This window comes from Hafnia paralvei (assembly GCF_020150375.1).
GTDB classification, from domain to species: Bacteria; Pseudomonadota; Gammaproteobacteria; order Enterobacterales; family Enterobacteriaceae; genus Hafnia; species Hafnia paralvei.
On the sequence record NZ_CP083737.1, the window covers coordinates 786738 to 810163 of the forward strand.

The 23426-nt window shown below is 49.2% G+C and carries 19 protein-coding genes and 1 other RNA gene; 14 read left to right on the plus strand and 6 right to left on the minus strand.

Annotated elements, in window-relative coordinates:
• The first annotated feature begins 511 nt into the window (after window positions 1-511).
• Together argO and K9N75_RS03625 are read left to right on the plus strand one after the other, a co-directional pair.
• Complete coding sequence (gene argO, locus K9N75_RS03620; RefSeq protein ID WP_004846867.1) at window positions 512-1129, plus strand: arginine exporter ArgO; 618 nt, start codon at window positions 512-514, stop codon at window positions 1127-1129.
• A gap of 169 nt (window positions 1130-1298) precedes the next feature.
• The gene (locus K9N75_RS03625; protein ID WP_004846868.1) at window positions 1299-2018 is read left to right on the plus strand and encodes an oxidative stress defense protein; all 720 of its coding nucleotides are present in this window, start codon (window positions 1299-1301) and stop codon (window positions 2016-2018) included.
• Between the two features lie 64 nt (window positions 2019-2082).
• Here K9N75_RS03625 and K9N75_RS03630 read toward each other — a convergent pair whose 3' ends face one another.
• A complete protein-coding gene (locus K9N75_RS03630) occupies window positions 2083-2976 on the minus strand; it encodes a LysR family transcriptional regulator ArgP (protein ID WP_004846873.1) in 894 nt (297 codons plus the stop codon).
• A 208-nt stretch (window positions 2977-3184) separates the two neighbouring features.
• Here K9N75_RS03630 and rpiA point away from each other — a divergent pair, with 208 nt between their 5' ends.
• Window positions 3185-3844: a ribose-5-phosphate isomerase RpiA gene (rpiA, locus tag K9N75_RS03635; protein WP_004846874.1), complete on the plus strand. Its 660-nt coding sequence runs from the start codon at window positions 3185-3187 to the stop codon at window positions 3842-3844.
• A 431-nt stretch (window positions 3845-4275) separates the two neighbouring features.
• Window positions 4276-5514, plus strand: a complete 1239-nt coding sequence (gene serA, locus K9N75_RS03640; RefSeq protein ID WP_008815028.1) for a phosphoglycerate dehydrogenase — start codon at window positions 4276-4278, stop codon at window positions 5512-5514.
• Between the two features lie 154 nt (window positions 5515-5668).
• On the opposite strand, the gene K9N75_RS03645 is transcribed toward serA, so the two are convergent.
• From K9N75_RS03645 to zapA, 3 genes are all read right to left on the minus strand, one after another.
• The gene (locus tag K9N75_RS03645; protein WP_224452223.1) at window positions 5669-6316 is read right to left on the minus strand and encodes a 5-formyltetrahydrofolate cyclo-ligase; all 648 of its coding nucleotides are present in this window, start codon (window positions 6314-6316) and stop codon (window positions 5669-5671) included.
• Window positions 6317-6346: 30 nt separating this feature from the next.
• A non-coding RNA gene (gene ssrS / locus K9N75_RS03650) (6S RNA) lies at window positions 6347-6529 on the minus strand.
• A gap of 103 nt (window positions 6530-6632) precedes the next feature.
• The gene (zapA, locus tag K9N75_RS03655) at window positions 6633-6962 is read right to left on the minus strand and encodes a cell division protein ZapA (protein ID WP_004846886.1); all 330 of its coding nucleotides are present in this window, start codon (window positions 6960-6962) and stop codon (window positions 6633-6635) included.
• Window positions 6963-7151: 189 nt separating this feature from the next.
• Between zapA and K9N75_RS03660 the strand changes: the two genes are divergently transcribed.
• The 7 genes from K9N75_RS03660 to gcvP all read left to right on the plus strand — a co-directional run bounded on the left by K9N75_RS03660 (window position 7152) and on the right by gcvP (window position 17013).
• Complete coding sequence (locus K9N75_RS03660) at window positions 7152-7730, plus strand: YecA/YgfB family protein (RefSeq protein ID WP_008815030.1); 579 nt, start codon at window positions 7152-7154, stop codon at window positions 7728-7730.
• A gap of 319 nt (window positions 7731-8049) precedes the next feature.
• A complete protein-coding gene (gene pepP / locus K9N75_RS03665; protein ID WP_008815031.1) occupies window positions 8050-9372 on the plus strand; it encodes a Xaa-Pro aminopeptidase in 1323 nt (440 codons plus the stop codon).
• Window positions 9373-9387: 15 nt separating this feature from the next.
• Window positions 9388-10566 (plus strand): 2-octaprenyl-6-methoxyphenyl hydroxylase, encoded by a 1179-nt coding sequence (gene ubiH / locus K9N75_RS03670; protein ID WP_039187990.1) that lies wholly within the window; start codon window positions 9388-9390, stop codon window positions 10564-10566.
• An 86-nt stretch (window positions 10567-10652) separates the two neighbouring features.
• Entirely contained in the window at window positions 10653-11858 is a 1206-nt protein-coding gene (gene ubiI / locus K9N75_RS03675; protein ID WP_008815033.1) for an FAD-dependent 2-octaprenylphenol hydroxylase, read from the plus strand.
• Between the two features lie 481 nt (window positions 11859-12339).
• Window positions 12340-13437 carry a glycine cleavage system aminomethyltransferase GcvT gene (gene gcvT / locus K9N75_RS03680; protein ID WP_095661579.1) on the plus strand — a complete coding sequence of 366 codons (1098 nt, stop codon included), beginning with the start codon at window positions 12340-12342 and terminating at the stop codon, window positions 13435-13437.
• A 158-nt stretch (window positions 13438-13595) separates the two neighbouring features.
• Entirely contained in the window at window positions 13596-13982 is a 387-nt protein-coding gene (gene gcvH, locus K9N75_RS03685; RefSeq protein WP_004846899.1) for a glycine cleavage system protein GcvH, read from the plus strand.
• Window positions 13983-14130: 148 nt separating this feature from the next.
• Entirely contained in the window at window positions 14131-17013 is a 2883-nt protein-coding gene (gene gcvP / locus K9N75_RS03690; RefSeq protein ID WP_008815035.1) for an aminomethyl-transferring glycine dehydrogenase, read from the plus strand.
• A gap of 95 nt (window positions 17014-17108) precedes the next feature.
• Here gcvP and K9N75_RS03695 read toward each other — a convergent pair whose 3' ends face one another.
• Window positions 17109-17981, minus strand: coding sequence for a LysR substrate-binding domain-containing protein (locus tag K9N75_RS03695; protein ID WP_039187993.1), 873 nt, complete (start codon window positions 17979-17981; stop codon window positions 17109-17111).
• A 103-nt stretch (window positions 17982-18084) separates the two neighbouring features.
• Here K9N75_RS03695 and budA point away from each other — a divergent pair, with 103 nt between their 5' ends.
• The 3 genes from budA to K9N75_RS03710 all read left to right on the plus strand — a co-directional run bounded on the left by budA (window position 18085) and on the right by K9N75_RS03710 (window position 22499).
• Window positions 18085-18867 carry an acetolactate decarboxylase gene (gene budA, locus K9N75_RS03700; RefSeq protein WP_008815037.1) on the plus strand — a complete coding sequence of 261 codons (783 nt, stop codon included), beginning with the start codon at window positions 18085-18087 and terminating at the stop codon, window positions 18865-18867.
• Window positions 18868-18896: 29 nt separating this feature from the next.
• Window positions 18897-20573 carry an acetolactate synthase AlsS gene (alsS, locus tag K9N75_RS03705; protein ID WP_224452224.1) on the plus strand — a complete coding sequence of 559 codons (1677 nt, stop codon included), beginning with the start codon at window positions 18897-18899 and terminating at the stop codon, window positions 20571-20573.
• Between the two features lie 525 nt (window positions 20574-21098).
• Window positions 21099-22499: an alanine/glycine:cation symporter family protein gene (locus tag K9N75_RS03710; RefSeq protein ID WP_224452225.1), complete on the plus strand. Its 1401-nt coding sequence runs from the start codon at window positions 21099-21101 to the stop codon at window positions 22497-22499.
• A gap of 182 nt (window positions 22500-22681) precedes the next feature.
• Here K9N75_RS03710 and trhA read toward each other — a convergent pair whose 3' ends face one another.
• Entirely contained in the window at window positions 22682-23332 is a 651-nt protein-coding gene (trhA, locus tag K9N75_RS03715; RefSeq protein WP_004846918.1) for a PAQR family membrane homeostasis protein TrhA, read from the minus strand.
• Between the last annotated feature and the right edge of the window lie 94 nt (window positions 23333-23426).

The following is a 23426-nucleotide window of genomic DNA, read 5'->3' on the forward strand; positions in this document are numbered from 1 at the left end:
TTAGGCGTTTCGAGCGTCAGTTGTTTATGTTAAGGCTGTGCAAGGTTCCGCCCGCCTGTCGATACCGAGCTTCATTGATGCACTGATGAAGGCGTACGGGCAGAGACCACCAGCGCGTGGTCTCTGCACTCGCGCGCTTTTATCTGAGACGCCATCTCCGCTTCGGTTTGGTATCGCCCATCCAGGGCGCCCCAAACTCCGCCGATACATCCTTGTATTGGCGGCTCTCCCTACCAAGACTTAAACAATTAAAAAGACACAAACAAAACAATATTGCTGTGTCTTTTTCATGTTGAATGGAATGCATTTTAGAGCCGCCATTAGGGATGCTAGTGGGCGGACGAAAGGCTGGCGTGATATTCAATGCTCTAGCCGCATGCCTCTATATCATTAGCCTCTCTAATCCCCGATAAGAATCATCCATTTCCTCTTCTGAAATTCTCGGCGTAATATCGCTGCCATTCCGGCCCATTATCTCTTTGGGACGCCGTTATATTTCTGAGGGACTTCCATGTTTTCTGTTTTTTTACAGGGCTTTGCTCTGAGCGCAGCGATGATTTTGCCTCTTGGTCCGCAAAATACGTTTGTGTTGAGCCAAGGAATTCGTCGTCAATACCACCTGATGATCGCCTGCCTGTGCGCGCTTAGCGATATCGTTTTAATTTGTGGCGGCATTTTTGGAGGAAGCGCGTTATTAAGTCAGTCGCCGCTGTTGTTAATGCTGGTTACATGGGGCGGTGTCGCGTTCCTGCTATGGTACGGATGGGGAGCTTTCCGTGCGGCGTTGGCAAAACAGGGGATTCAGACTGGCACAGAGGTCATGCAACAGAGTCGCTGGCGTATTGTCGTGACTATGCTGGCGGTGACATGGCTAAATCCACACGTCTATCTTGATACCTTCGTCGTTCTGGGGAGTTTGGGGGGACAGCTTGCCGTAGATGCGCGTAGCTGGTTTGCGTTCGGCGCAGTGAGTGCATCGGCGTTATGGTTCTTTTCACTCGCGCTATTAGCCGCATGGTTGGCTCCGTGGTTGAGTACCCCAAAAGCTCAGCGAGTGATTAACCTGCTGGTTGCCTGTGTCATGTGGGTTATCGCCCTGCAATTGGCTCGAAGTGGACTACAGTTGTAATGTAATCTGTAACTCGATGCGTAAATTAAGGTTTGCACCCGATGGACAAAATTCTGGATTGTTCCTAAAGCGTTACATACTGTTTTAGTTCAGGATATTGTTCATCTTTCAGTATGAAATAGGTTCATGCTGAAACCACCAAAATCGAGTATGTCTACAAGGAGACGCCATGAAGCTAAAAGCTTTAGCAATGGTTGCAATGATGGGATTAAGTGCGTTACCGACACTGTCTCAGGCCGCAGATATACCAGAAGGACCACATTTGGCGACTTCCGGTACATCAAGCGTAAGCGCTACTCCCGACATCGCAACGCTGACTTTCCAAGTGACAGCGTCTGCTAAAGATGCGGCAAGTGCTAAAACTCAGGTAGATGAGCGGGTTGCCAAGTACTTCGATTTTCTGAAGACCAATGGCATTGAGAAAAAAGATATCAGCGCCGCGAATCTCAGTACTCAGCCTGAATACGATTATCTGAAAGATGGCAAAAGCGTGCTAAAAGGCTATCGTGCCGACCGTAGCGTTCAGGTGACTCTGCGTCAGTTAGACAAGCTGAATGGTTTGTTAGATGGGGCGTTGAAAGCCAACTTGAATGAAATTCGTTCGGTAGAGTTAGGTGTTGCTAAGCCAGATAATTACCGCGAGCAGGCGCGTCAGGAAGCGATCAAAAATGCCGTAAATCAGGCTCAGTCTCTGGCAAAAGGCTTTGGTGTGACGCTTGGTCCGGTATATAGCATTCGTTATCACGTCTCAAACTACCAGCCAGCACCGGTAAGCCGCATGTATATGGCCGCAGATTCTATGCCGAAGACTTCTGCTGCACAAACTTATGAACAGCAAACTATCCAGTTTGACGATCAGGTTGATGTGGTCTTTAGCTTGAACAAATAATTAACGCCGATGAATTGAAAAAGCACACCAAACGGTGTGCTTTTTTAGGCTTGATACACCGAACTTAGTCCTGACGTAACACATGATGCCCATAGGTCAGCAGCGCATCGGTGACTCGGCGCATCATGCGGCTCTCTGGCGCAAATCGGTGCCAATACAGCATACGGCGCTGCACCATGCCTGGAGTTAGATTGATCAATGAACCGTCTTTAAGCTCTTTTTCAATTTGCAGATGAGGGATCATACAACAGGTGGTTCCCTGCAAAGCTAACTGCACAAAGGCTTCGGACGAGTTAACGATATGGCACGGCACGCTGCCTGGTGGAAGGTCAAAGTTTTGCTGTAAGAAGGCCTGATGCATATCGTCCAGATGGTCGAATGCCACGGCAGGAGCTTTCAGCAGCGAAGAGCGGTTAACGCCGTTTGGAAAGTAACGAGCAGCAAACGTTGGCGATGCGACAAACAGATAGTCTAGTGCCCCCAAGCGGTCAACGAGGCAGCTGGGTAGTGGCTGTGGCTGGATACTCACGGCACCAACAACCTCACCGCGGCGCAGACGCTCTTGGGTTCGAGTTTCATCCTCAACCTGAAGATTCAAACGTAGCGGCGAATCGGCCAGCACAGGTTTAAGTGCAGGCAGCAACCATGTTGCCAAACTGTCGGCGTTGACGGCTAAAGAGAGCAACAGCGGGCCATCCGTGCTGCTATCGTTCCCAAGCCACTCTTCCTCTAGCAATTCGACCTGATGCAGCAACGCAAGCAGGCGCTGTCCCTGCTCCGTAGGACGTGGCGGAACGGTACGCACCAGCAATGGCTGTCCGAACAAATTTTCCAACTGCTTGATTCGCTGAGAAACCGCAGACTGAGTTATACAGAGTTTTTGTGCCGCACGCTCAAAGCCACGTTCGCGTATTACCGCATCCAGTGCTTGCAAAGTCCGGTAGTCCGGGCGTTTCATGTTGTTCTTCGTCCCCTGCGCTTATGATTTTTATATCTTAATAACTGCAATATGCCACATTTCTCCTCATTGACGAGGAGAAAATACATCAACCTCAGGGAAAAGGTTGTTACTAAGGACTAAAAACTCGCCATGTGACACGCCATTTTATAGGCAGTTGCTCTATAATACGCACACGTTTTCGTAGATTAGTCGATAGGATTCGGTAATGACTCAAGATGAACTGAAAAAAGCTGTGGGTTGGGAAGCGCTGAAATATGTGAAGCCAGGTACCATCGTTGGAGTGGGGACGGGGTCAACGGCGGCTCATTTTATTGATGCGCTAGGAACCATGAAAGGGCAGATCGAGGGTGCTGTATCCAGCTCTGACGCTTCTACGGAGAAATTGAAGAGTTTGGGTATTACTGTCTTCGATCTTAACGATGTGGACTCACTCGATATTTATGTTGATGGCGCAGATGAAATCAACGGCCACATGCAGATGATCAAAGGCGGCGGCGCGGCGTTAACGCGTGAAAAAGTGGTAGCTGCCGTCGCGAAGAAATTTATTTGCATCGTCGATGCGTCCAAACAGGTTGATATTCTGGGCAAATTCCCTCTGCCGGTGGAGGTTATTCCAATGGCACGCTCCTATGTTGCGCGTGAGTTGGTGAAGCTCGGTGGTCAGCCAGAATATCGACAAGGTGTTTTAACCGATAACGGCAACGTGATTTTAGATGTGCATAACCTGAAAATCATGGATGCAATTGCGTTAGAAAAGCAAATCAACGCGATTGCAGGTGTAGTGACCGTTGGCCTGTTTGCTAACCGCGGTGCTGACGTTGCGTTGGTCGGTTCGGCAGACGGTGTAAAAACTATCGTTTTATAAAATCATCGTTTTATAAAGCCATCGTCTTATAAAACCATCACGGCTTAAATTCGCTGTAACGATTGTTATCGTTGACTCAGCTCCGAAAACTCGGAGCTGTTTTTTTGTCCATCTGCCATAATTTCTCTTTAGTGCCTTTCCCTTTGTTAACTTTGTTTTAAACACTGAATTTCATTTATTTATCACACCCCCTAAATTCGGTGACATATGTCACATATTTGCGCTTGACGATACTTTCACTCTGCGGTGATGAAAGCCGGTAGCATTTTTCGCCAACTTTTAACGATTTATTCCCTTTGTTCACCTCATTGTAGGCAATCGGTTGGCTTGCTGGATGCGTAATATTTGTTATGTTGGCTGCATGCCGCATGAGTTTTATCGTTCGCAGCGGTCACACTAAGGTTCGAATTAACAGGGGTTAGGGTCGGGTCATGGCAAAAGTATCTTTGGAGAAAGACAGGATTAAATTCCTTTTAGTTGAAGGCGTTCATCAAAGCACGGTCGATAATTTACGTGCAGCGGGTTACACCAACATTGAATATCATAAAGGTGCGCTGGACTCGGAATCGCTGAAATCATCCATCCGCGACGCCCACTTTGTAGGCATTCGCTCCCGAACCCATCTGACCGAAGATATCTTTGCGGCAGCCGAAAAGCTGATTGCTGTCGGCTGTTTCTGTATTGGAACCAATCAGGTTGATCTGGTTGCTGCTGCCAAACGCGGTATTCCGGTATTTAACGCGCCGTTCTCAAATACGCGCTCCGTAGCTGAAATGGTGCTTGGCGAGTTATTGCTACTGTTGCGCGGTATACCGACGGCGAATGCCTGCGCGCATCGCGGTGAGTGGAATAAGCAGGCCGTTGGCTGTTTTGAGGCTCGCGGTAAAAAGCTCGGCATTATTGGCTATGGTCACATCGGTACTCAGTTGGGCATTTTGGCTGAAGGTATCGGGATGAATGTCTTTTTCTACGACATTGAAAACAAGCTACCTCTGGGTAATGCGCAACAGGTTCGCCATCTCTCTGATTTGCTCAACATGAGTGATGTGGTGTCTCTGCATGTGCCGGAAACTCGCTCCACGAAAGATATGATTGGTGCGGATGAACTGGCATTGATGAAGCCTGGTTCGATTCTCATTAACGCCTCTCGCGGGACGGTCGTCGATATCCCTGCGCTATGCAATGCGCTGTCATCTAAGCATTTGTCTGGTGCGGCTATTGACGTATTCCCAACGGAGCCAGCAACGAATAGCGATCCGTTTAACTCACCGCTGTGTGAGTTTGATAACGTGCTGCTAACGCCTCACATCGGCGGCTCAACGCAGGAAGCGCAGGAAAATATTGGCGCAGAAGTTGCGGGCAAGCTGGCAAAATATTCAGATAACGGCTCTTCATTGTCAGCCGTCAACTTCCCTGAAGTTTCACTGCCGATGCATGAAGAGAACGTCAGTCGACTCCTACACATTCATGAAAACCGCCCAGGTGTTTTGACTCAGATTAACCAGATTTTTGCCGAAGAGGGTGTGAATATCGCAGCTCAGTATCTGCAAACTAATGCGCAGATTGGCTATGTGGTTATCGATATCGAAACGGAAACCGAGCGAGCGGAAGCAGCGTTGCAACGGATGAAAGAGATCGCTGGGACTATCCGCGCTCGTCTTCTGTATTAATTTCGCATCATTATCATTGTGAAAACGGCAGCCACAAGGCTGCCGTTTTTTTATCTAGCATCTTGCTAGAAAATGAATAGTTTCTGTGTAGCGAAGTCATAAAAATCAAAAGATAGACCGCATTCTGAGCCTCTCTTTTCTTATCTCTGTGTACTTATATCATCAATGATGACCAACGATAATGCGTCGTTGGCGTGATTATTTCTGGCAGCGGCACATCCCATTCTTGAGACGGTAGAGTATCGACCTTTTGGCAATCGTGAGCCAAGCCGATTGGATAAGGGCCGCAGTGTTTGGCGTGCGCGGTTTGCCACTCCTGAAGAGTACGGTCGTAAAAGCCGCCACCCATACCTAGTCTTTGCCCCAATTCATCAAATGCAACTAACGGTGTAAAGACGATCTGCAGTCGATGTAGTGGTAGGACTTGCCGCACGTCGAGCCGAGGCTCATCAATGCCAAAATAGTTTCGCGTCATTTCGGTGTCAGGGGCGTAGCGTAAAAACAGCAGATTGCCGCGACTAAAGGGATGAAGAACCGGCAGATAAACCGATTTTCCTGCCTGCCAGAGCTGCTCAATGAGTGGACGCGTATTTAATTCTCCGTCAAAAGAGAGAAAAAGAGAAAGCGTTTGAGCCTGTTGAATTTGAGGTAATGACATCACTCTAGCAGCTATGTTCAGGGCTGCATGTTGTTGAAATTCAGAGCTAAGTTTTTTCCGGCGCTGGCGGATAGAAGAGCGGATATCCGAACGGGATAGAGCAGATATTGGGGTAGAGTAGGGATGAACAGAATTATTAGACATGAGACACCCGTTTAAGGATGTTTAGGGTAAGGAATCTCCGAGGTGCCGTAACAGGCTGTAACCCTTGAACCCATGGTTCAAGGTGAACGCAACGACGCAATCTTAAGGCTTCTCGGAGACCGAGCGTGCTCACCGATTACGGATCCGCCGCATTCTTGAGGTATTAAATATCGGCTCAGGGGACTGGCCCGCACACGAACACCTCAGAGAAATTTTGTATCCTTTACGCTAATTAGCTTATCACATTTTTCTTAAATTGATACGATTTTATTTAAAAATCGCTTGCTAACCAACATGTTACAACTATAAGTCACACTTATTCGAACTGCGCACCCTGACGATCAGTGATGCGACCTTGTTCCAGCAGAGCTTGTTCAATTGTCTGCTGCAACATGCGAATTCTTTGCTCCATATTGGAGGCATAATCGCGAGTTTTCAAGCGTTCTTGCGCCAGTTCGTGACATACGTTTAATGCCGCGATGAAAACCAGTTGCTCTGTATTTGTGACTCTAGTGCGAACTTTGAGATCTTGCAACCGCTGATTAAGATCCTCTGCAGCCTGATTCAACGCTTCTTGTTGTTCTGGCGGGCAATTAACTCTTAACGAACGACCAAAAATTTGAATATCTACCGGTTGTGCAGACATACCACCTTCCTGCCTAGATTTTGCGCCAGTTTCAAAACCGCGAGGGTCACTAAATCGGGCGCCAACTATATATACCTCGCTACGCAGTTACAAGCCATTTCAAGCCTTACAGCGTGCCCTTTCTGGTATAGCGACTGTTCTTGATGGTAGCATAACACGAACTTTATCTGCCAACGATGACCAAAACGTATGTCAATTGAGATTACTGTACCGGAATATTCTGTTTTTACTCAGGCTTTGCAACAGCAAGGCGTTGGATTAACTCCCGCTGAAATGCATGGTTTGATCAGCGGAATACTGTGTGGCGGCAATCAGAACGACAACTGGCGCACTATGGTTCATGATCTGACCAATGAGGGCGAGGCTTTTTCTCAATCGCTCGCACAGCCTCTTCAGGCTGCTTATCAGCATACCCGCGATACGCTGGAAGATGATGGATTTGGTTTCCAATTGTTGCTGCCTGATGGCGATGATGTGACCGTGTTTGATCGCGCCGATGCGCTGTCCGGCTGGGTAAATCACTTCCTGCTAGGTCTGGGCATGATGCAAAAGAACCTTGGCAAAATTAAAGGTGAAGTGGGCGAAGTGATCGACGATCTGCGTAGCATTGCTCAATTGGGCTATGAAGAAGACGAAGATCAGGAAGAGTTAGAACAATCTTTGGAAGAAGTCGCAGAATATGTGCGTATGGCAGCCATGCTGTGCCACAGCGAATTTTCTCAAGAAAAGCCAAACGCGGCTGAAGTGCAAAAGCCAACGTTGCACTAATTTCTGTTATGAATCAGGTGGCACTCCCGCCGCCTGATTGATCTTGCTTATCCCATTTCGCAAACCGCGTGATAGTCTATACCCATCATATTTGAAGCTGCCTCGGCGTTAGCTGCACCCATGCTTTCGAATCGCTTACTGATGTAGGTTCATCGGAATTTATGCGCTTGCTGCCTTGATGCAACACCAATATTTAGGCTATATCCCCTGCATGCTTGAAGCTTGGGGACTCTATCTGTATTGATAGCTCATGCTGATTAAGCCGTATGCTATGAGCACTACGCCACGTTTTCGCAACTGCTGATTTCAGGAGAAGGTCATGACCCCGCAAGAATTCCAACGTCGCCGACAGGCTGTTTTGGCACAGATGGCACCCGGTAGTGCCGCTCTCTTTTTTGCTGCTCCAGAATGTACCCGCAGCGCGGACAGTGAATATCCTTACCGTCAGAATAGTGATTTCTGGTATCTGACGGGGTTTAACGAACCCGAAGCGCTGCTGATCTTGATTAAAAGCGACGAGACCCATAATCACAGCGTGCTCTTTAACCGCGTGCGTGATTTAACCGCCGAGATTTGGTTTGGTCGTCGTTTAGGGCAAGAAGCCGCTCCGGCCAAGTTAGGCATAGATCGCGCCTTACCTTACGGCGATATTGAAGAGCAGCTTCACCTGTTGCTGAACGGGCTAGACGTGGTTTATCACGCTCAGGGCCAGTATGATTTTGCCGACCAGATTACCTTTGCCGCCCTCGAAAAACTGCGCCGTGGTGTACGTCAAAACTTCCGCGCGCCGGCAACGCTTATTGATTGGCGTCCTTGGGTACATGAAATGCGCTTGTTTAAATCGCAGGAAGAAATTGCGGCGATGCGCCGAGCGGGTGAAATAACGGCATTAGGCCATATCCGTGCGATGGAAAAATGCCGCCCAGGTATGTTCGAATACCAGTTGGAAGGCGAAATTCTGCACGAGTTTACTCGAAACGGCGCGCGTTACCCCTCTTATAATACCATCGTTGGCGGTGGTGAAAACGGCTGTATTTTGCACTACACCGAAAATGAGTGTGAGTTAAAAGACGGTGATTTAGTACTGATTGATGCGGGCTGTGAATATAAAGGCTATGCCGGTGATATCACCCGTACTTTCCCTGTAAACGGCAAGTTCACCAAGCCACAGCGCGAAATTTACGATCTGGTATTGGCTTCGATGGACAAGGCATTTGAAATCTTTGCTCCTGGCCGCAGTATTCGCGAAGCGAACGAGGCGACGGTTCGAGTGATGGTCGAAGGGTTAGTAAAATTAGGCGTAATGAAAGGGGATGTGGATCAGCTGATTGCCGATCAGGCACATCGCCAGTTCTTTATGCACGGTTTGAGCCATTGGTTAGGTCTGGATGTACATGACGTCGGCGATTATGGCTCTTCTGCGCGTGAGCGCGTGTTAGAACCAGGCATGGTATTAACCTGCGAGCCGGGCTTATATATCGCACCAGATGCCGATGTTCCAGTGGAGTATCGCGGTATTGGCATCCGCATTGAAGATGACATCTTGATTACTGAAGATGGATTTGAAGTGTTAACTAAAGATGTTGTTAAGCAGGCTGATGATATCGAAGCGCTGATGGCGCAGGCCAAAGCAGCCCGTTAAGGAAAGATAAACGGCATGAAAATGATCATTGTGGGCGGGGGCATGGCGGGAGCCACGCTGGCGTTGGCGGTTTCTGCTCTGAGCGCTGGACGTATTCAAGTTGAGGTTGTTGAGGCGGTCTCCCCAGACAGCAGACAACACCCAGGATTCGACGCTCGCGCTATTGCTCTCGCGTATGGTACATGCCAGCAATTGGAACGAATTGGCGTATGGCAGGCGCTTAAGGCGTGTGCTACACCGATTGAGCGTGTGCATGTTAGCGATCAGGGACATGCCGGCTTTGTTGGCCTCGATGCTCTGGATTATCAGATCCCTTATTTGGGACAGGTGGTTGAACTGCATCAGGCGGGCTCACGACTATTCCAACTGCTTGAGAAAGCGCCGGGCGTTACACTGCATTGCCCGGCAAAAGTGGTGGGTGTCGAGCGGCAAAAAGATAGTGCTCGTATTGCGCTGGATAACGGCTCTCATCTCACAGGCGAACTACTGGTGGCGGCGGATGGTTCATCTTCGGCGCTGGCCCAGCATTGTAACGTCGATTGGCGTAGTGAAGACTATGGTCAAATTGCCGTTATTGCCAATGTGACCACCGCATTGCCGCATCAAGGTAAAGCCTTTGAGCGCTTTACCCGTAATGGTCCGCTAGCCATGTTACCGATGAGTGAGGGGCGTTGCTCGCTGGTGTGGTGCCATTCCGCAAACGAACAGGACAACGTAGATAGCTGGAGCGATAGCGAATTTTTATGTCAGCTTCAGAAGGCGTTCGGCTGGCGATTGGGCGCGATGGTCAAAGCAGGTAAGCGCCATAGCTATCCATTGCGCTTAACGTTGGCTCAGCAACATATTAGCCATCGCCTTGCCTTGGTGGGTAATGCGGCACAGACGCTGCATCCAATTGCAGGCCAAGGGTTCAATCTTGGGCTGCGCGATGTGATTTCACTGGCAGAGACGGTTGTTCAGGCCGAGCAGCAAGGGCATGATATCGGCAGTTATCAGGTACTAAGCCAGTATCAACGGCGCCGTGAGCCGGATCAACGGGCTACGATTGGTGTGACAGACGGGCTTATCCATCTGTTTGCTAATCGCCTTGCACCCTTGGTGGCTGGGCGCAATCTGGGGCTGATGGCGATGGAGCTCGTTCCATCGCTGCGTGAAACATTGGCGCGGCGCACGCTCGGCTGGGTGGAGCGTTAAATTTATCCTCGCCGTACTTCAGGATGCTTTTCAGCAGCTTGAATGATTTAGGGGATATGATTCATTAACAGGAACAGATAATCACAATGCAATCTTTTGATGTGGTCATTGCCGGTGGTGGCATGGTGGGATTGGCAACAGCAGCAGCGCTTCAGGGAAGCGGTTTACGTATTGCTGTGGTTGAACATCGGATCCCCGAGCTCGCTGAGCTAGCGCCAGAACCCGCCCTGCGTGTTTCCGCGATTAATGCCGCCAGCGAGCGTCTATTGCAACATCTGGGCGTTTGGCAAGATATTCTCGCCCTACGCGCCAGCGCCTATCAAGGCATGGAAGTATGGGATAGTGATAGCTTTGGACGGATTGCGTTCCGCGCGCAGGAATATGGTCATACCCATCTGGGGCATATCATTGAAAATAGTGTCATTCAGCAGGCATTGTGGAATAAGGTAGCTCGGCAATCCGAGGTAACCATGATAGCGCCAGCCACTTTCCAACAGGTGGCATGGGGAGAGAATGAAGCGTTCATCACCCTGAATGATGGGCAAATGCTCACCGCGCGCCTAGTCATTGGGGCCGATGGAGCACAGTCGTGGCTGCGTCAGCACGCGGATATCCCTTTAACGTTCTGGGATTATGGGCACCATGCCCTAGTTGCTACGATCAAAACCGAACAACCGCACGATGGCTGTGCTCGTCAGGTTTTCCGTCCAAATGGCATACTGGCTTTCTTGCCGCTGGAAGATGAACACTTGTGCTCAATTGTATGGTCGGTTGGGCCGGAAGAGGCTCGGCGTCTGGAAGCCTTATCGGACAGTGATTTTAACCGCGAGCTGGCGGTGGCCTTTGATACACGTTTAGGGCTGTGTGAGGTGGTAAGCCCACGTCAGTCACATCCACTAGTGGGGCGCTACGCACGTAGTTTTGCCGCGCATCGCTTGGCCTTGGTTGGTGATGCTGCGCATACCATTCACCCATTAGCGGGGCAGGGCGTGAATTTAGGCTTTATGGATGCCGCTGAGCTGGCTTCTGAAATTAAGCGCCTACAACGTCAGGGTAAGGATATTGGCCGATATATGTATCTGCGCCGCTATGAACGTTCTCGTAAGCATAGCGCCGCTGTGATGCTGACGGCGATGCAAGGTTTCCGTCAGCTCTTTGACGGTGATAATCCTGCCAAAAAGCTACTGCGTGATGTCGGAATGATGCTCGCGGATAATCTCCCTGGGCTAAAACCTCGACTAGTACAACATGCTATGGGGTTAGCCGATTTACCGGATTGGTTGCAAAAATAATCCTCTTTTGCGGCTGACAAAACGCATTGTTGGCCGCTTCCATTCTTCCCTTTCTTTTTCCTCTTACGACCTTGTTTGAAATATTCTAATGCTGTCCGCTATTTTGAATTAGTTTTTCTAATGCATGCGTTTTTAACATCCGCTATTTTCCACGATAAAATTGCGACATACGTTATATAACTGCAATGCAGTTGCAGTGAAAATGTTAATAATGTGCCATTAGGCGCAGTTTTCTAGGTGAAACTTCTGCATTATCCCCTCTCTAAATTTCACTATCGTTAACACTAGCTCTTATTTTAACTTATGGTTAATCGCTGATTTCGGTGATAACGTCTGAGGAAGGGTATCGTTTGCGTAGCGATGTTTGCTGCTCTTTGGCTCGAAGATATCTTTAGGCAAAACATATCTTATCAGTGCGCCCGGGACGCCATAGAGAATGACTTGTACCGGATGACAAAACGTTCAGGAAAAGAGGGTTAAGATGGCTAAACAAACTCCACTCTTCGATCAGCACGTCGCCTGTGGCGCGCGTATGGTTGATTTCCATGGTTGGATGATGCCGCTGCACTACGGCTCACAGATCGATGAGCATCATGCCGTGCGTCAGGATGCAGGCATGTTTGACGTTTCCCATATGACTATCGTCGATTTGCGCGGGCCGCGCACCCGGGAGTTTTTGCGCTACCTGCTAGCAAACGACGTCGCCAAACTGACCGTTCCGGGTAAAGCTCTCTACACTGGCATGCTGAACGCCTCTGCAGGCGTCATTGATGACCTGATTGTTTATTTCCTCGAAGAGGAATATTTCCGTCTGGTGGTTAACTCTGCGACACGTGAAAAGGATCTTGCATGGATCACCGAGCATGCCGAGCCATATCACGTTGATATAACCGTACGTGACGATCTCGCGCTGATTGCCATTCAAGGTCCGCAAGCGCAGGAACGAGCCGCAACGCTGTTCTCAGACGCTCAAAAGCAGGCTATCAGTGGTATGAAACCTTTCTTTGGCGTACAGGCCGGCGATTACTTTATTGCGACTACGGGTTACACCGGCGAGAACGGTTATGAAATTGCACTACCTGTGGGTGAGGCCCCTGAGTTTTGGCAAAAACTGGTTAAAGCTGGCGTTAAACCCTGCGGTTTGGGCGCGCGCGACACTCTGCGTTTAGAGGCGGGTATGAACCTCTACGGCCAGGAAATGGATGAAGGTGTTTCGCCGTTAGCCGCCAATATGGGCTGGACCATCGCTTGGTCTCCGGAAGATCGTGACTTTATTGGCCGTGAAGCATTAGAACAGCAACGCGAAAACGGCACAGAACAGTTGGTTGGCTTGGTAATGACCGAAAAAGGTGTGTTACGTAATGAGCTTCCGGTGCGTTTCACCGATACCAACGGGAATCTTCAAGAAGGTGTGATCACCAGTGGTTCTTTCTCTCCAACCCTAGGTGTCAGTATTGCATTGGCGCGCGTACCAGCAGGAATTGGTGAAGAGGCTATTGTGCAGATCCGTAACCGTGAAATGCCGGTTCGTGTCGTTAAACCTGGTTTTGTGCGTAACGGCAAAAGCCTGATTAACTAGGCTACTGCGCTTGCCACGTTAAGCTCGGACAGTGCTCGGAATCCTCACGTACTGTGAGTACGCTCCGATTCCTATGAGCTGGCCGCACTTAAATTGGCAACACCAATTGAATCAGACTTAGAAAGTATAATTTAACAAACATTTAAGAGAGGATTTCGATGAGCAACGTGCCTACTGAATTGAAATATACCGCATCTCACGAATGGGTTCGTGCAGAAGGCGAAGGGGTTTATAGCGTTGGTATCACCGAGCATGCGCAGGAGTTGCTGGGCGATATGGTGTTTATCGATCTGCCTGAAGTCGGTACCTCTTTCGATGCTGGGGATGACTGTGCGGTAGCGGAGTCCGTAAAAGCGGCTTCAGATATTTATGCGCCTATCAGCGGTGAAATCGTCTCAATTAACGATGAGTTAGAAGGAGCACCAGAGCTGGTAAACAGCGCGCCTTATTCAGAAGGCTGGTTGTTCCGAATTAAAGCATCAGACGAATCGCAGATTGCTGACTTGCTGGATGCTGCTGCCTATGAGTCTTCTATCGAAGACTAACTGTCCGTGCCTGAACGCTTTTGGGCACCGTAGCGGCAACTCGTGGTAGATAGCGCTTCAAACTTTCTCTCGGCGGTAGGGTATCGCGGAGAGAAAGTGAGTTCGTAGTGTCATTTCTTTTGTATGCACATTTAGGAATCAGTAACTCATGACCCAGACTCTCAGCCAGCTCGAAAACAGCGAATCCTTTATTGCTCGCCATATCGGTCCGTCTGCGCAACAGCAGCAAGAAATGCTGGAAACTGTCGGAGCACGCTCTTTACGTGATCTGATCGAGCAGATCGTTCCATCGGATATTCAGTTACCAACACCGCCAGCGGTGGGTGACGCCGTGACTGAACATCAGGCGTTGGCTGAGCTGAAAGCCATTGCGGGTCAGAATCAACGTTACAAATCCTTTATTGGTATGGGTTACCACGGTGTGCTGATGCCGCCGGTTATTCAGCGCAATATGCTGGAGAATCCGGGTTGGTACACCGCTTATACGCCATACCAACCGGAAGTGTCTCAAGGACGTCTTGAGGCACTGCTGAATTTCCAGCAGTTGACGCAGGATCTTACCGGTCTTGAGTTAGCTTCTGCTTCCCTGCTGGATGAAGCAACAGCCGCGGCGGAAGCCATGGCGTTAGCCAAACGAGCCAGCAAGCTGAAAAACGCTAACCGCTTCTTTGTGGCTGCAGATGTTCATCCGCAAACGCTGGATGTGGTACGTACCCGTGCCGAGACTTTTGGCTTTGACGTTATCGTCGACGATGCAGAGAAAGTGCTCGATCATCAAGACGTATTTGGCGTATTGCTGCAACAGGTGGGGACCTACGGCGAGCTGCACGACTATACCGCGCTGATGAATGAGCTGAAAAACCGCAAGGTGATAACCTGTGTCGCAGCCGATCCTATGGCACTGGTACTGCTGGCGGCTCCGGGAAAATTAGGTGCAGATGTCGTATTTGGCTCGGCACAACGTTTTGGTGTGCCGATGGGGTATGGCGGTCCACATGCGGCCTTCTTTGGCTGCCGTGATGAATTTAAACGTTCCATGCCGGGACGTATCATTGGGGTTTCGCGTGATGCGGCGGGTAATACCGCGCTGCGTATGGCAATGCAGACGCGAGAACAGCATATCCGTCGCGAGAAAGCTAACTCCAACATTTGTACTTCGCAGGTATTGCTCGCCAATATCGCCAGTCTATATGCGGTTTATCATGGTCCAGTTGGGCTGAAGCGTATTGCCGATCGTATTCATCGTTTAACCGATATTTTGGCTGCGGGTCTGAAGCAAAAAGATGTCACCATTCGTAATCACAGTTGGTTTGATACGCTCACGGTGGTTGTTAAAGATAAAGCCGAGGTTTTGGCTCGTGCATTGAGTTTTGGCTTCAACCTACGCAGCGATATTCCTGGCGCAGTAGGGATTTCTTTGGATGAAGCGACCAGCCGTGAAGATGTTGAAGCGTTGTTTGCGGTTCTGTTAGGCGATAATCATGGTTTGGATATTGATACGCTAGACACGTTGGTATCTGAAGAGTGCGAAGGCAGTATCCCATCACATATGCTGCGTACCGATCCTATTCTGACTCACCCAGTATTCAATCGCTATCACAGCGAAACTGAAATGATGCGCTACATGCATCGTTTAGAACGTAAGGATTTAGCGCTGAATCAGGCGATGATCCCGTTGGGTTCTTGCACTATGAAGCTAAACGCTGCGGCGGAGATGATTCCAATTACCTGGCCTGAATTTGCAGAGCTGCACCCGTTCTGCCCGCCAGAGCAAGCGTTAGGGTATCAGATAATGATTTCCCAACTGTCACAGTGGCTGGTGCAATTAACCGGTTATGACGCTGTGTGTATGCAGCCGAACTCCGGTGCTCAGGGGGAATATGCAGGTCTGCTGGCGATCCGTCGCTATCATGAGAGTCGTAACGAAGCAACGCGTCATGTTTGCTTGATTCCAAGTTCTGCCCATGGGACGAACCCGGCCTCAGCGCAAATGGCGGGTATGAGCGTGGTCGTTGTGGCTTGCGACGATTCCGGTAATATCGATCTGCACGATCTGCGTGCTAAAGCAGAGCAGGCCGGCGATGAGCTGTCTTGTATTATGGTGACCTATCCGTCGACCCATGGCGTATATGAAGAAACCATTCGTGAAGTGTGCCAGATCGTGCATCAGTTTGGTGGACAGGTTTATCTTGACGGCGCCAACATGAACGCGCAGGTGGGCATCACCACGCCGGGCTATATCGGCGCGGATGTGTCACATCTCAATCTGCATAAAACTTTCTGTATCCCTCACGGCGGTGGCGGACCGGGCATGGGGCCTATCGGTGTGAAATCACATTTGGCTCCGTTTGTACCGGGTCATACTATCGTACAGATTGACGGTTTAACCACTCAGCAAGGTGCGGTTTCTGCTGCACCGTTCGGCAGCGCGTCGATTCTGCCGATTAGCTGGATGTACATCCGTATGATGGGGGCTGAAGGGCTGAAGAAAGCCAGCCAGACGGCAATTTTAAATGCGAACTATATTGCAACGCGCCTGAAATCCGCTTATCCAATTTTGTATACCGGCCGTGATGGCCGTGTGGCACACGAATGTATTCTGGATATTCGTCCGCTCAAAGAGCAGACCGGTATTAGCGAAATGGATATTGCTAAACGTCTTATCGATTTCGGCTTCCATGCACCAACCATGTCTTTCCCTGTGGCGGGTACGTTGATGGTTGAGCCAACCGAGTCAGAAAGCAAAGCTGAACTGGATCGCTTTATTGATGCCATGCTAGCGATTCGCGCTGAGATCGAGCGTGTCAGCAGTGGCGAATGGACATTGGCGGATAACCCGCTGGTCAACGCTCCCCACATTCAGGCTGAGTTGGTGGCAAACTGGGAGCATGCTTATTCACGCGAATTGGCGGTATTCCCAACGGAATCAACCAGAGAGAATAAATACTGGCCAACCGTGAAACGTCTGGATGACGTCTACGGTGACCGTAATCTGTTCTGCTCGTGTGTGCCCATTTCTGAATACGAATAGTTTTTAGAATAAAACGGTAACGATCAAACCCACCGCTCTGATGCTGTGAATCAACAGCTCAGAGCGGTTTTTTTATGTCATAAATCCGCAGAGCGTTATAGCAAATTGAGTAGGTGGAGGATTACATGTCCTGAATCACCACGCCGCCAAGCAATGGCGATATCGCTGGTAGGAAGCGCCCGGAGGGAATCAAGGCAGACCACGTTTTTTTCATCTATCTTGCTTAGCGAAGCCGGAACGAGAGCAAAGCCAAATCCCCCTCCCACCATGCTAATTGCCGAGGTTAGCTGAGGAGATTGTTGGCCTAACAACGGTGTGAATCCGGCTTCTTCACAGGCGTTAATCGTTTGATCATATAGACTTGGCGCTACCTCTCGTGGAAACGTAATCAGGGGTTCATCTTTCAGATCTAGTAATGATAGGGATTTATTTTGGCTGAGAGGATGAGTTCGCGGTAAAGCCACCATCATTTTCTCTGTGTCGATCACTCGGCACATAAAGTCTTTACTGCGCTCGCACGGCAGGCGGATAAAAGCAAAATCCAGATTCCCTTCTTCAAGTGCGTTCATCAATGCCGACATGTCTTTCTCTTGCGGTTGAAGGTGCATCTTGGGGTAGTTTTCGCGAAAGCGTCGTAACAGCGAAAACACCGTGGGATTAAACGCCGTAGAGCACGCAAATCCAATATTCACGGAGCCACTAATACCGCGCGCCACGTTGCGAGCACGTTCCAACGCGGCATCGGTGAGCTTGATGATTTCACAAGCGTCTTTATAGAGCGTTTTCCCCGTTTCCGTAAGCTCGATCCCGCGAGTTAAGCGCTTTATGAGAGGTGTGCCAACTTCATGCTCAAGTTTTTGGATTTGCTGACTGAGTGGTGGCTGGGAGATCCCGAGTTGCTCAGCTGCTCGAGTGAAGTGACCGGTTTGAGCCACTGCGACGAAATAGCGTAAATGGCGTAGTTCCATATCAAAAACGTCTCAAAGTGAACACAACATCATATTGGAACTCATTGCTGAAAGGAGTCAACCTTTAGTTAACAACGCTAATGATTAAAAAATGGATCACCTCATGAAAGCACATCATTCTGACTGTTCATGCGTGGCAGACATCGCAGAAACTGCTAAGCAGCTCTATCGTAAACATCCAGAACGCGTCATTTATCAAACTTCTCTAATGAGTGCGCTATTAAGCGGGGTCTACGAAGGTGAAACCACCATGGCCGATTTACTTAAGCATGGTGACTTTGGTTTGGGCACGTTTAATCATCTCGATGGTGAGATGATTGCGTTTAACCGCAACATTTTCCAACTACGTGGTGACGGCAGCGCTCGGAAAGCCAAGCCTGAGCAAAAGACGCCTTTTGCCGTCATGACATTTTACCAACCCACCGAAGAGTACCGTATTAACCGTCTACATAGCCGTGATGAAATCCATCAGGTTATCGACAAAATGCTGACGAGCCAAAATGCATTTTGCGCACTACGCATCGACGGTGTTTTCCATAATGTGGAAACACGGACTGTGCCTGAACAGCATCGTCCTTATAAGCCGATGCAGGAGGCTATTGAAGCGCAGCCGACATATCACATTGAACAGCGCAAGGGCGTACTGATTGGGTTCCTCACCCCTAACTATATGCAAGGTATCAACGTTGCTGGCTATCACGAACATTTCATTACTGAAGAGCGCGACTGTGGTGGTCATGTTCTCGACTATCAGGTGGAAAGCGGTGTGCTGACCTTCGGCACAATCGACAAATTACTGATCGATTTTCCTCATGACGATGATTTTATGCAGGCTGATTTATGTCCTGCAAATTTAGATACCGCAATTCGTTCTGTAGAAAGTTAAACCTTGAAGGCATCTAGGAGTTGGGTTCCATGAAAAAGTCTGATAGCAACAAAGCATGGCAGTGTGGGGCAGATCTGATCGTCGCTCAGTTGGAGGCTCAGGGGGTAAAACATGTATTCGGTATTCCAGGTGCGAAAATTGACCGCGTATTTAACTCATTAGTCGATTCGAATATCGAAACAATTCCAGTGCGTCATGAGGCAAATGCGGCTTTTATGGCGGGAGCGGTGGGCCGTTTGACGGGGAAAGCTGGCGTAGCGTTGGTGACTTCAGGACCTGGCTGTTCGAATTTAATTACCGGTGTAGCCACGGCAACATCGGAGGGTGATCCTTTGGTTGCACTGGGTGGGGCAGTAAAACGCGCTGACCATTTAAAACAGGTACACCAAACCATGGATACCGTGACGATGTTCCGTCCGGTCACCAAGTATTCAGCTGAAGTGACATCGGCTTCTGCTTTGCCTGAGGTGTTAGCCAATGGTTTTAGAGCGGCAGAGTTTGGGCGCCCTGGGGCAAGTTTCATTAGTCTACCCATGGATATTCTCAACGAGCCAGTCAATAGCAGGGTGTTGACGACGCAGCACCCTACTCTTGGTGCGGCTCCTTTTGAGAGTGTGGCTCAAGTCGCACGCCGTCTTGAGAAAGCTAAAAATCCAGTCATTTTGCTGGGACTGATGGCCAGCCAGCCGCGTAATGCTGAAGCTATTCGTCGGTTTTTGCATAAAAGTGGGCTGCCCGTTACCAGTACCTATCAAGCTGCGGGGGTTATCGATCAGGCGCATTTCCATCGCTTTGCTGGTCGGGTGGGGTTATTCAATAATCAGGCAGGGGATCGTCTGCTGAGGAATGCGGATCTGGTGATGACTATTGGTTATAGCCCGATAGAATATGAACCAGCACAGTGGAATAATGATGAAAGTGCGCTGGTACATGTCGATATCACGCCCGCCGAAACCGATAGCGATTATCAGCCAGATATTGAACTGGTAGGGGATATCGCCGATACGTTGGATCTACTTTCTGAACATATTCATGCCACGCTGGATTTAAGCTGTGATGCGGTCGCTATTTTGGAAGAGCGGCGTCAGCAACGGGAACTGCTGGCACAAAAAGGACGTAGCCTAACGCAGTTTGCGATTCATCCGTTGCGCTTGGTTAGAGCGATGCAGGATATCGTCAATAGTGATGTGACGTTATGCGTAGATATGGGGAGTTTCCATATTTGGATTGCTCGCTACTTGTACAGTTTCCGTGCGCGTCAGGTGCTGATCTCAAATGGGCAGCAAACCATGGGTGTTGCGTTACCGTGGGCAATCGGTGCTGCGCTAGTCGATCCTAGCCGTAAAGTGGTCTCGGTTTCTGGAGACGGTGGTTTTATGCAATCCAGCATGGAGCTAGAAACCGCCGTACGTTTAGGCGTAAACCTGCTGCATATCATTTGGGTCGATGACGAATATAATATGGTTGCGATTCAGGAAGATAAAAAGTATCACCGCACATCAGGGGTTAAGTTTGGGCCCATTGACTTTAAAGTTTATGCTGAAGCTTTTGGGGCTAAAGGTTTTGCTGTTACTTCCTCGGAAACGCTCGAGAGCACGCTTCGCGCTGCCATGGATGTGCAAGGACCTGCGGTTGTCGCCGTACCGGTCGACTATAGCGATAATGCGTTGTTGATGAGCCAGCTGAATATGAGCGAAATGTTCTAATTCAAGAGCCATTGATTTCACCTACCCCGAGGAGTGTCTGACATAGCATCTCTTCGGTTTCAGCCTCATCATTTTATCGATGAGGCTTTTTTTATCTTTATAGCGACTTAAACCATCTTACCCTTACTTTTTCTCATTTATTTTGGATGAAGTTTTCTAATGCAAAAGTTGCAGATACCCAATGGGCAATCTCTTGGGTGACTTTAGATAAATCTAATTTTATCATTTAGTTATGCTGATTTAACATTCTATTACTTACACTAATCATCACTTTTACTCATGCTGATTTAACCCTCATTCAACCCCAGAATGGTGATAAAAGTGTGATAGAGTTCTCACCGTGAAATGTTCCCCTAATGAATACAAGGTCAGCCAGCCTATCTGGGCTTATTGGCTGATATATCAGCATTTTCATCATGACAATCCACCTGGGTGCTTTTAACGACTACGGGTGAGCTATTGGTTTTGCATTACAACTTTGACGCGTGACCACACGCGCGCCGGCATAAAACAGGTAAGGCATTTATGGAATTTATTACTCAGTTAGTTAATCAGGTCAACAGCCTGCTTTGGGATGAACTACTGATTTTTCTACTTTGTGGGACGGGGATCTATTACACGCTACGTTTGGGGTTCATCCAAATCCGCCATTTTAAATCGGGATTTAAAGCCTTGTTTAGCGGTATCTCGCTGTCTGGTGCTAAAGCAGATAAGCAGGGGATGAGCTCTTTTCAGGCCGTGGCGACGGCGATTGCTGGACAGGTTGGTACGGGGAACTTAGCGGGGCCAGCCACGGCCATTATTGCTGGTGGACCAGGTGCGATTTTCTGGATGTGGGTTTCGTCGTTCCTTGGGATGGCGACAATTTATGCTGAAGCGATGTTGGCTCAGAAATTCAGATCGAAAGATAAAAATGGGCAGGTTGTCGGCGGACCGGCGTACTACATCGAAAAGGGGCTGAACTGCAAATGGCTCGCCTGTATTTTCTCGGTGTTAGTGATTATTGCATTAGGATTTATCGGCAACATGGTGCAATCCAACTCCATTGCCGCAGCGTTTAATAGTTCTTTAGGCGTTCCAGGCTGGGTTATTGGCATTATTCTCGCGTTGATTACCGGTGTGGTCATCATGGGGGGGATCAGCAGTATTGCGTCCTTTACCGAGAAAGTGGTGCCTATTAAAGCCGTGTTCTATTTATTGGGTACTCTGGTGATTTTGGTGCATAACGCACACTATATTCTGCCTGCGTTTAAATCGATCTTCGTTGCTGCGTTTAATCCAACAGCGGTGTTAGGTGGTGGTGCAGGGATTGCCATCCAGCAGGCAATGCGTTTTGGTATTGCTCGCGGCCTGTTCTCCAATGAAGCCGGTATGGGGTCTACGCCTCATGCGCATGCGGTCGCTAAAGTCGAACGTCCAGAGCAGCAGGGTTATATCGCGATGATGGGGGTTTTCGTCGTATGCGTTATTGTAACGTTGACGGCATTGGCGATTATCACTTCCGGTATGAGCATGTGGGAGCTGGATGGTAAAACTCAGGCTAATTTCCTCGGAGTGTTTACCGGACAGGGAATTGCGGTGACTCAGCAAGCCTATACCTATGTCTACGGCTATTTCGGCAGTCTGTTTATTTCTGTCTCTCTATTTTTCTTTGCCTTTTCAACGATTGTAGGTTGGTACTACTACGGTGAAATGAACATTCGCTACCTATTCAATTCGCAAAGAGCGGTACGTGCTTATCAATTGATGGTGATCGCCTTCATCTTTATTGCATCATTCTTCAAGGTTGAGCTGGTATGGAATATGGCAGATATGTTCAACGGGCTGATGGTACTACCAAATCTTATCGCGCTGATTTTGCTGTCGCCAATAGTGATTAAGATGAGCAAGTTGGTAGGCGGAAAGGTGGCGGTGAACCCAAATTAAACTGGGTGAATGTTACGTTCGCCTAATGTATCCGGTCTTACATCTGTATTGTGCAGGCATCCGTGTCGGAGGGCTCAATAGACGTCCTCCGACGCGCTTCCAGCCGGCTACGCGGTTGCCCTCGGGAACGAACGGCAATCGCCATTCTGGCTAATCCGTTCTTTTACCTAGTCCAACGTCAGCTACACATACAAATAAATCGCAAAGAAGTGGCAAGCACAGCCCCCGAGTACAAACGCATGCCAGATGGCGTGGTTGTAGGGGATGCGTTTGCTGACGTAAAAAATCACGCCTAGCGTATAAACAATCCCGCCGATAGCAAGCAATGTCACTCCGCCCCACGCCAGCTTGGTTGCCAGTTGGTAGATCACAATCAGCGACAACCATCCCATCGTCAGATAGGTGATCAACGACAGCACTTCAAAGCGATGCGCAAACGCGAGTTTGAAGATTATGCCAAACAGCGCTATTCCCCAGATCACCGCCATCAGCCATTTAGCTAGCGTTGAGTCCAGCCCAACTAACAAGAAAGGCGTATAGGTGCCGGCAATCAATAGATAGATTGCGCAGTGGTCAAACACTTTTAGCCAACGCTTGGCGCGCTGATGTGAAATTGCGTGATACAGCGTGGAGGCCAGAAACAGCAGAATCATGCTGCCGCCATACAGGCTGTAACTGGTGATTGCGGTGGCGTCAGCGCCGGTGCCAACGGCTTGCACCAGCAATAAAACTAAGCCGACGATACCTAGAATAAAACCAACTCCGTGGCTGATGCTGTTGGCAACTTCCTCTGCCAGCGAATATCCCTGCTGAACAATATTTGCCTTTGCCATAGTGCGGCGTTACCTCTGTTGAACAATGAAAAAATTAAAGCTAAGGCTAGATTAGCTGAGAATGATTCCAGTGTACACGTGTACGCCAAAATAT

Coding starts and splice junctions, on each gene's coding strand:
- argO (WP_004846867.1), top strand. CDS start 512: ATGTTTTCTGTTTTTTTACAGGGCTTTGCTCTGAGCGCAGCGATGATT.
- K9N75_RS03625 (WP_004846868.1), top strand. CDS start 1,299: ATGAAGCTAAAAGCTTTAGCAATGGTTGCAATGATGGGATTAAGTGCG.
- K9N75_RS03630 (WP_004846873.1), bottom strand. CDS start 2,976: ATGAAACGCCCGGACTACCGGACTTTGCAAGCACTGGATGCGGTAATA.
- rpiA (WP_004846874.1), top strand. CDS start 3,185: ATGACTCAAGATGAACTGAAAAAAGCTGTGGGTTGGGAAGCGCTGAAA.
- serA (WP_008815028.1), top strand. CDS start 4,276: ATGGCAAAAGTATCTTTGGAGAAAGACAGGATTAAATTCCTTTTAGTT.
- K9N75_RS03645 (WP_224452223.1), bottom strand. CDS start 6,316: ATGTCTAATAATTCTGTTCATCCCTACTCTACCCCAATATCTGCTCTA.
- zapA (WP_004846886.1), bottom strand. CDS start 6,962: ATGTCTGCACAACCGGTAGATATTCAAATTTTTGGTCGTTCGTTAAGA.
- K9N75_RS03660 (WP_008815030.1), top strand. CDS start 7,152: ATGTCAATTGAGATTACTGTACCGGAATATTCTGTTTTTACTCAGGCT.
- pepP (WP_008815031.1), top strand. CDS start 8,050: ATGACCCCGCAAGAATTCCAACGTCGCCGACAGGCTGTTTTGGCACAG.
- ubiH (WP_039187990.1), top strand. CDS start 9,388: ATGAAAATGATCATTGTGGGCGGGGGCATGGCGGGAGCCACGCTGGCG.
- ubiI (WP_008815033.1), top strand. CDS start 10,653: ATGCAATCTTTTGATGTGGTCATTGCCGGTGGTGGCATGGTGGGATTG.
- gcvT (WP_095661579.1), top strand. CDS start 12,340: ATGGCTAAACAAACTCCACTCTTCGATCAGCACGTCGCCTGTGGCGCG.
- gcvH (WP_004846899.1), top strand. CDS start 13,596: ATGAGCAACGTGCCTACTGAATTGAAATATACCGCATCTCACGAATGG.
- gcvP (WP_008815035.1), top strand. CDS start 14,131: ATGACCCAGACTCTCAGCCAGCTCGAAAACAGCGAATCCTTTATTGCT.
- K9N75_RS03695 (WP_039187993.1), bottom strand. CDS start 17,981: ATGGAACTACGCCATTTACGCTATTTCGTCGCAGTGGCTCAAACCGGT.
- budA (WP_008815037.1), top strand. CDS start 18,085: ATGAAAGCACATCATTCTGACTGTTCATGCGTGGCAGACATCGCAGAA.
- alsS (WP_224452224.1), top strand. CDS start 18,897: ATGAAAAAGTCTGATAGCAACAAAGCATGGCAGTGTGGGGCAGATCTG.
- K9N75_RS03710 (WP_224452225.1), top strand. CDS start 21,099: ATGGAATTTATTACTCAGTTAGTTAATCAGGTCAACAGCCTGCTTTGG.
- trhA (WP_004846918.1), bottom strand. CDS start 23,332: ATGGCAAAGGCAAATATTGTTCAGCAGGGATATTCGCTGGCAGAGGAA.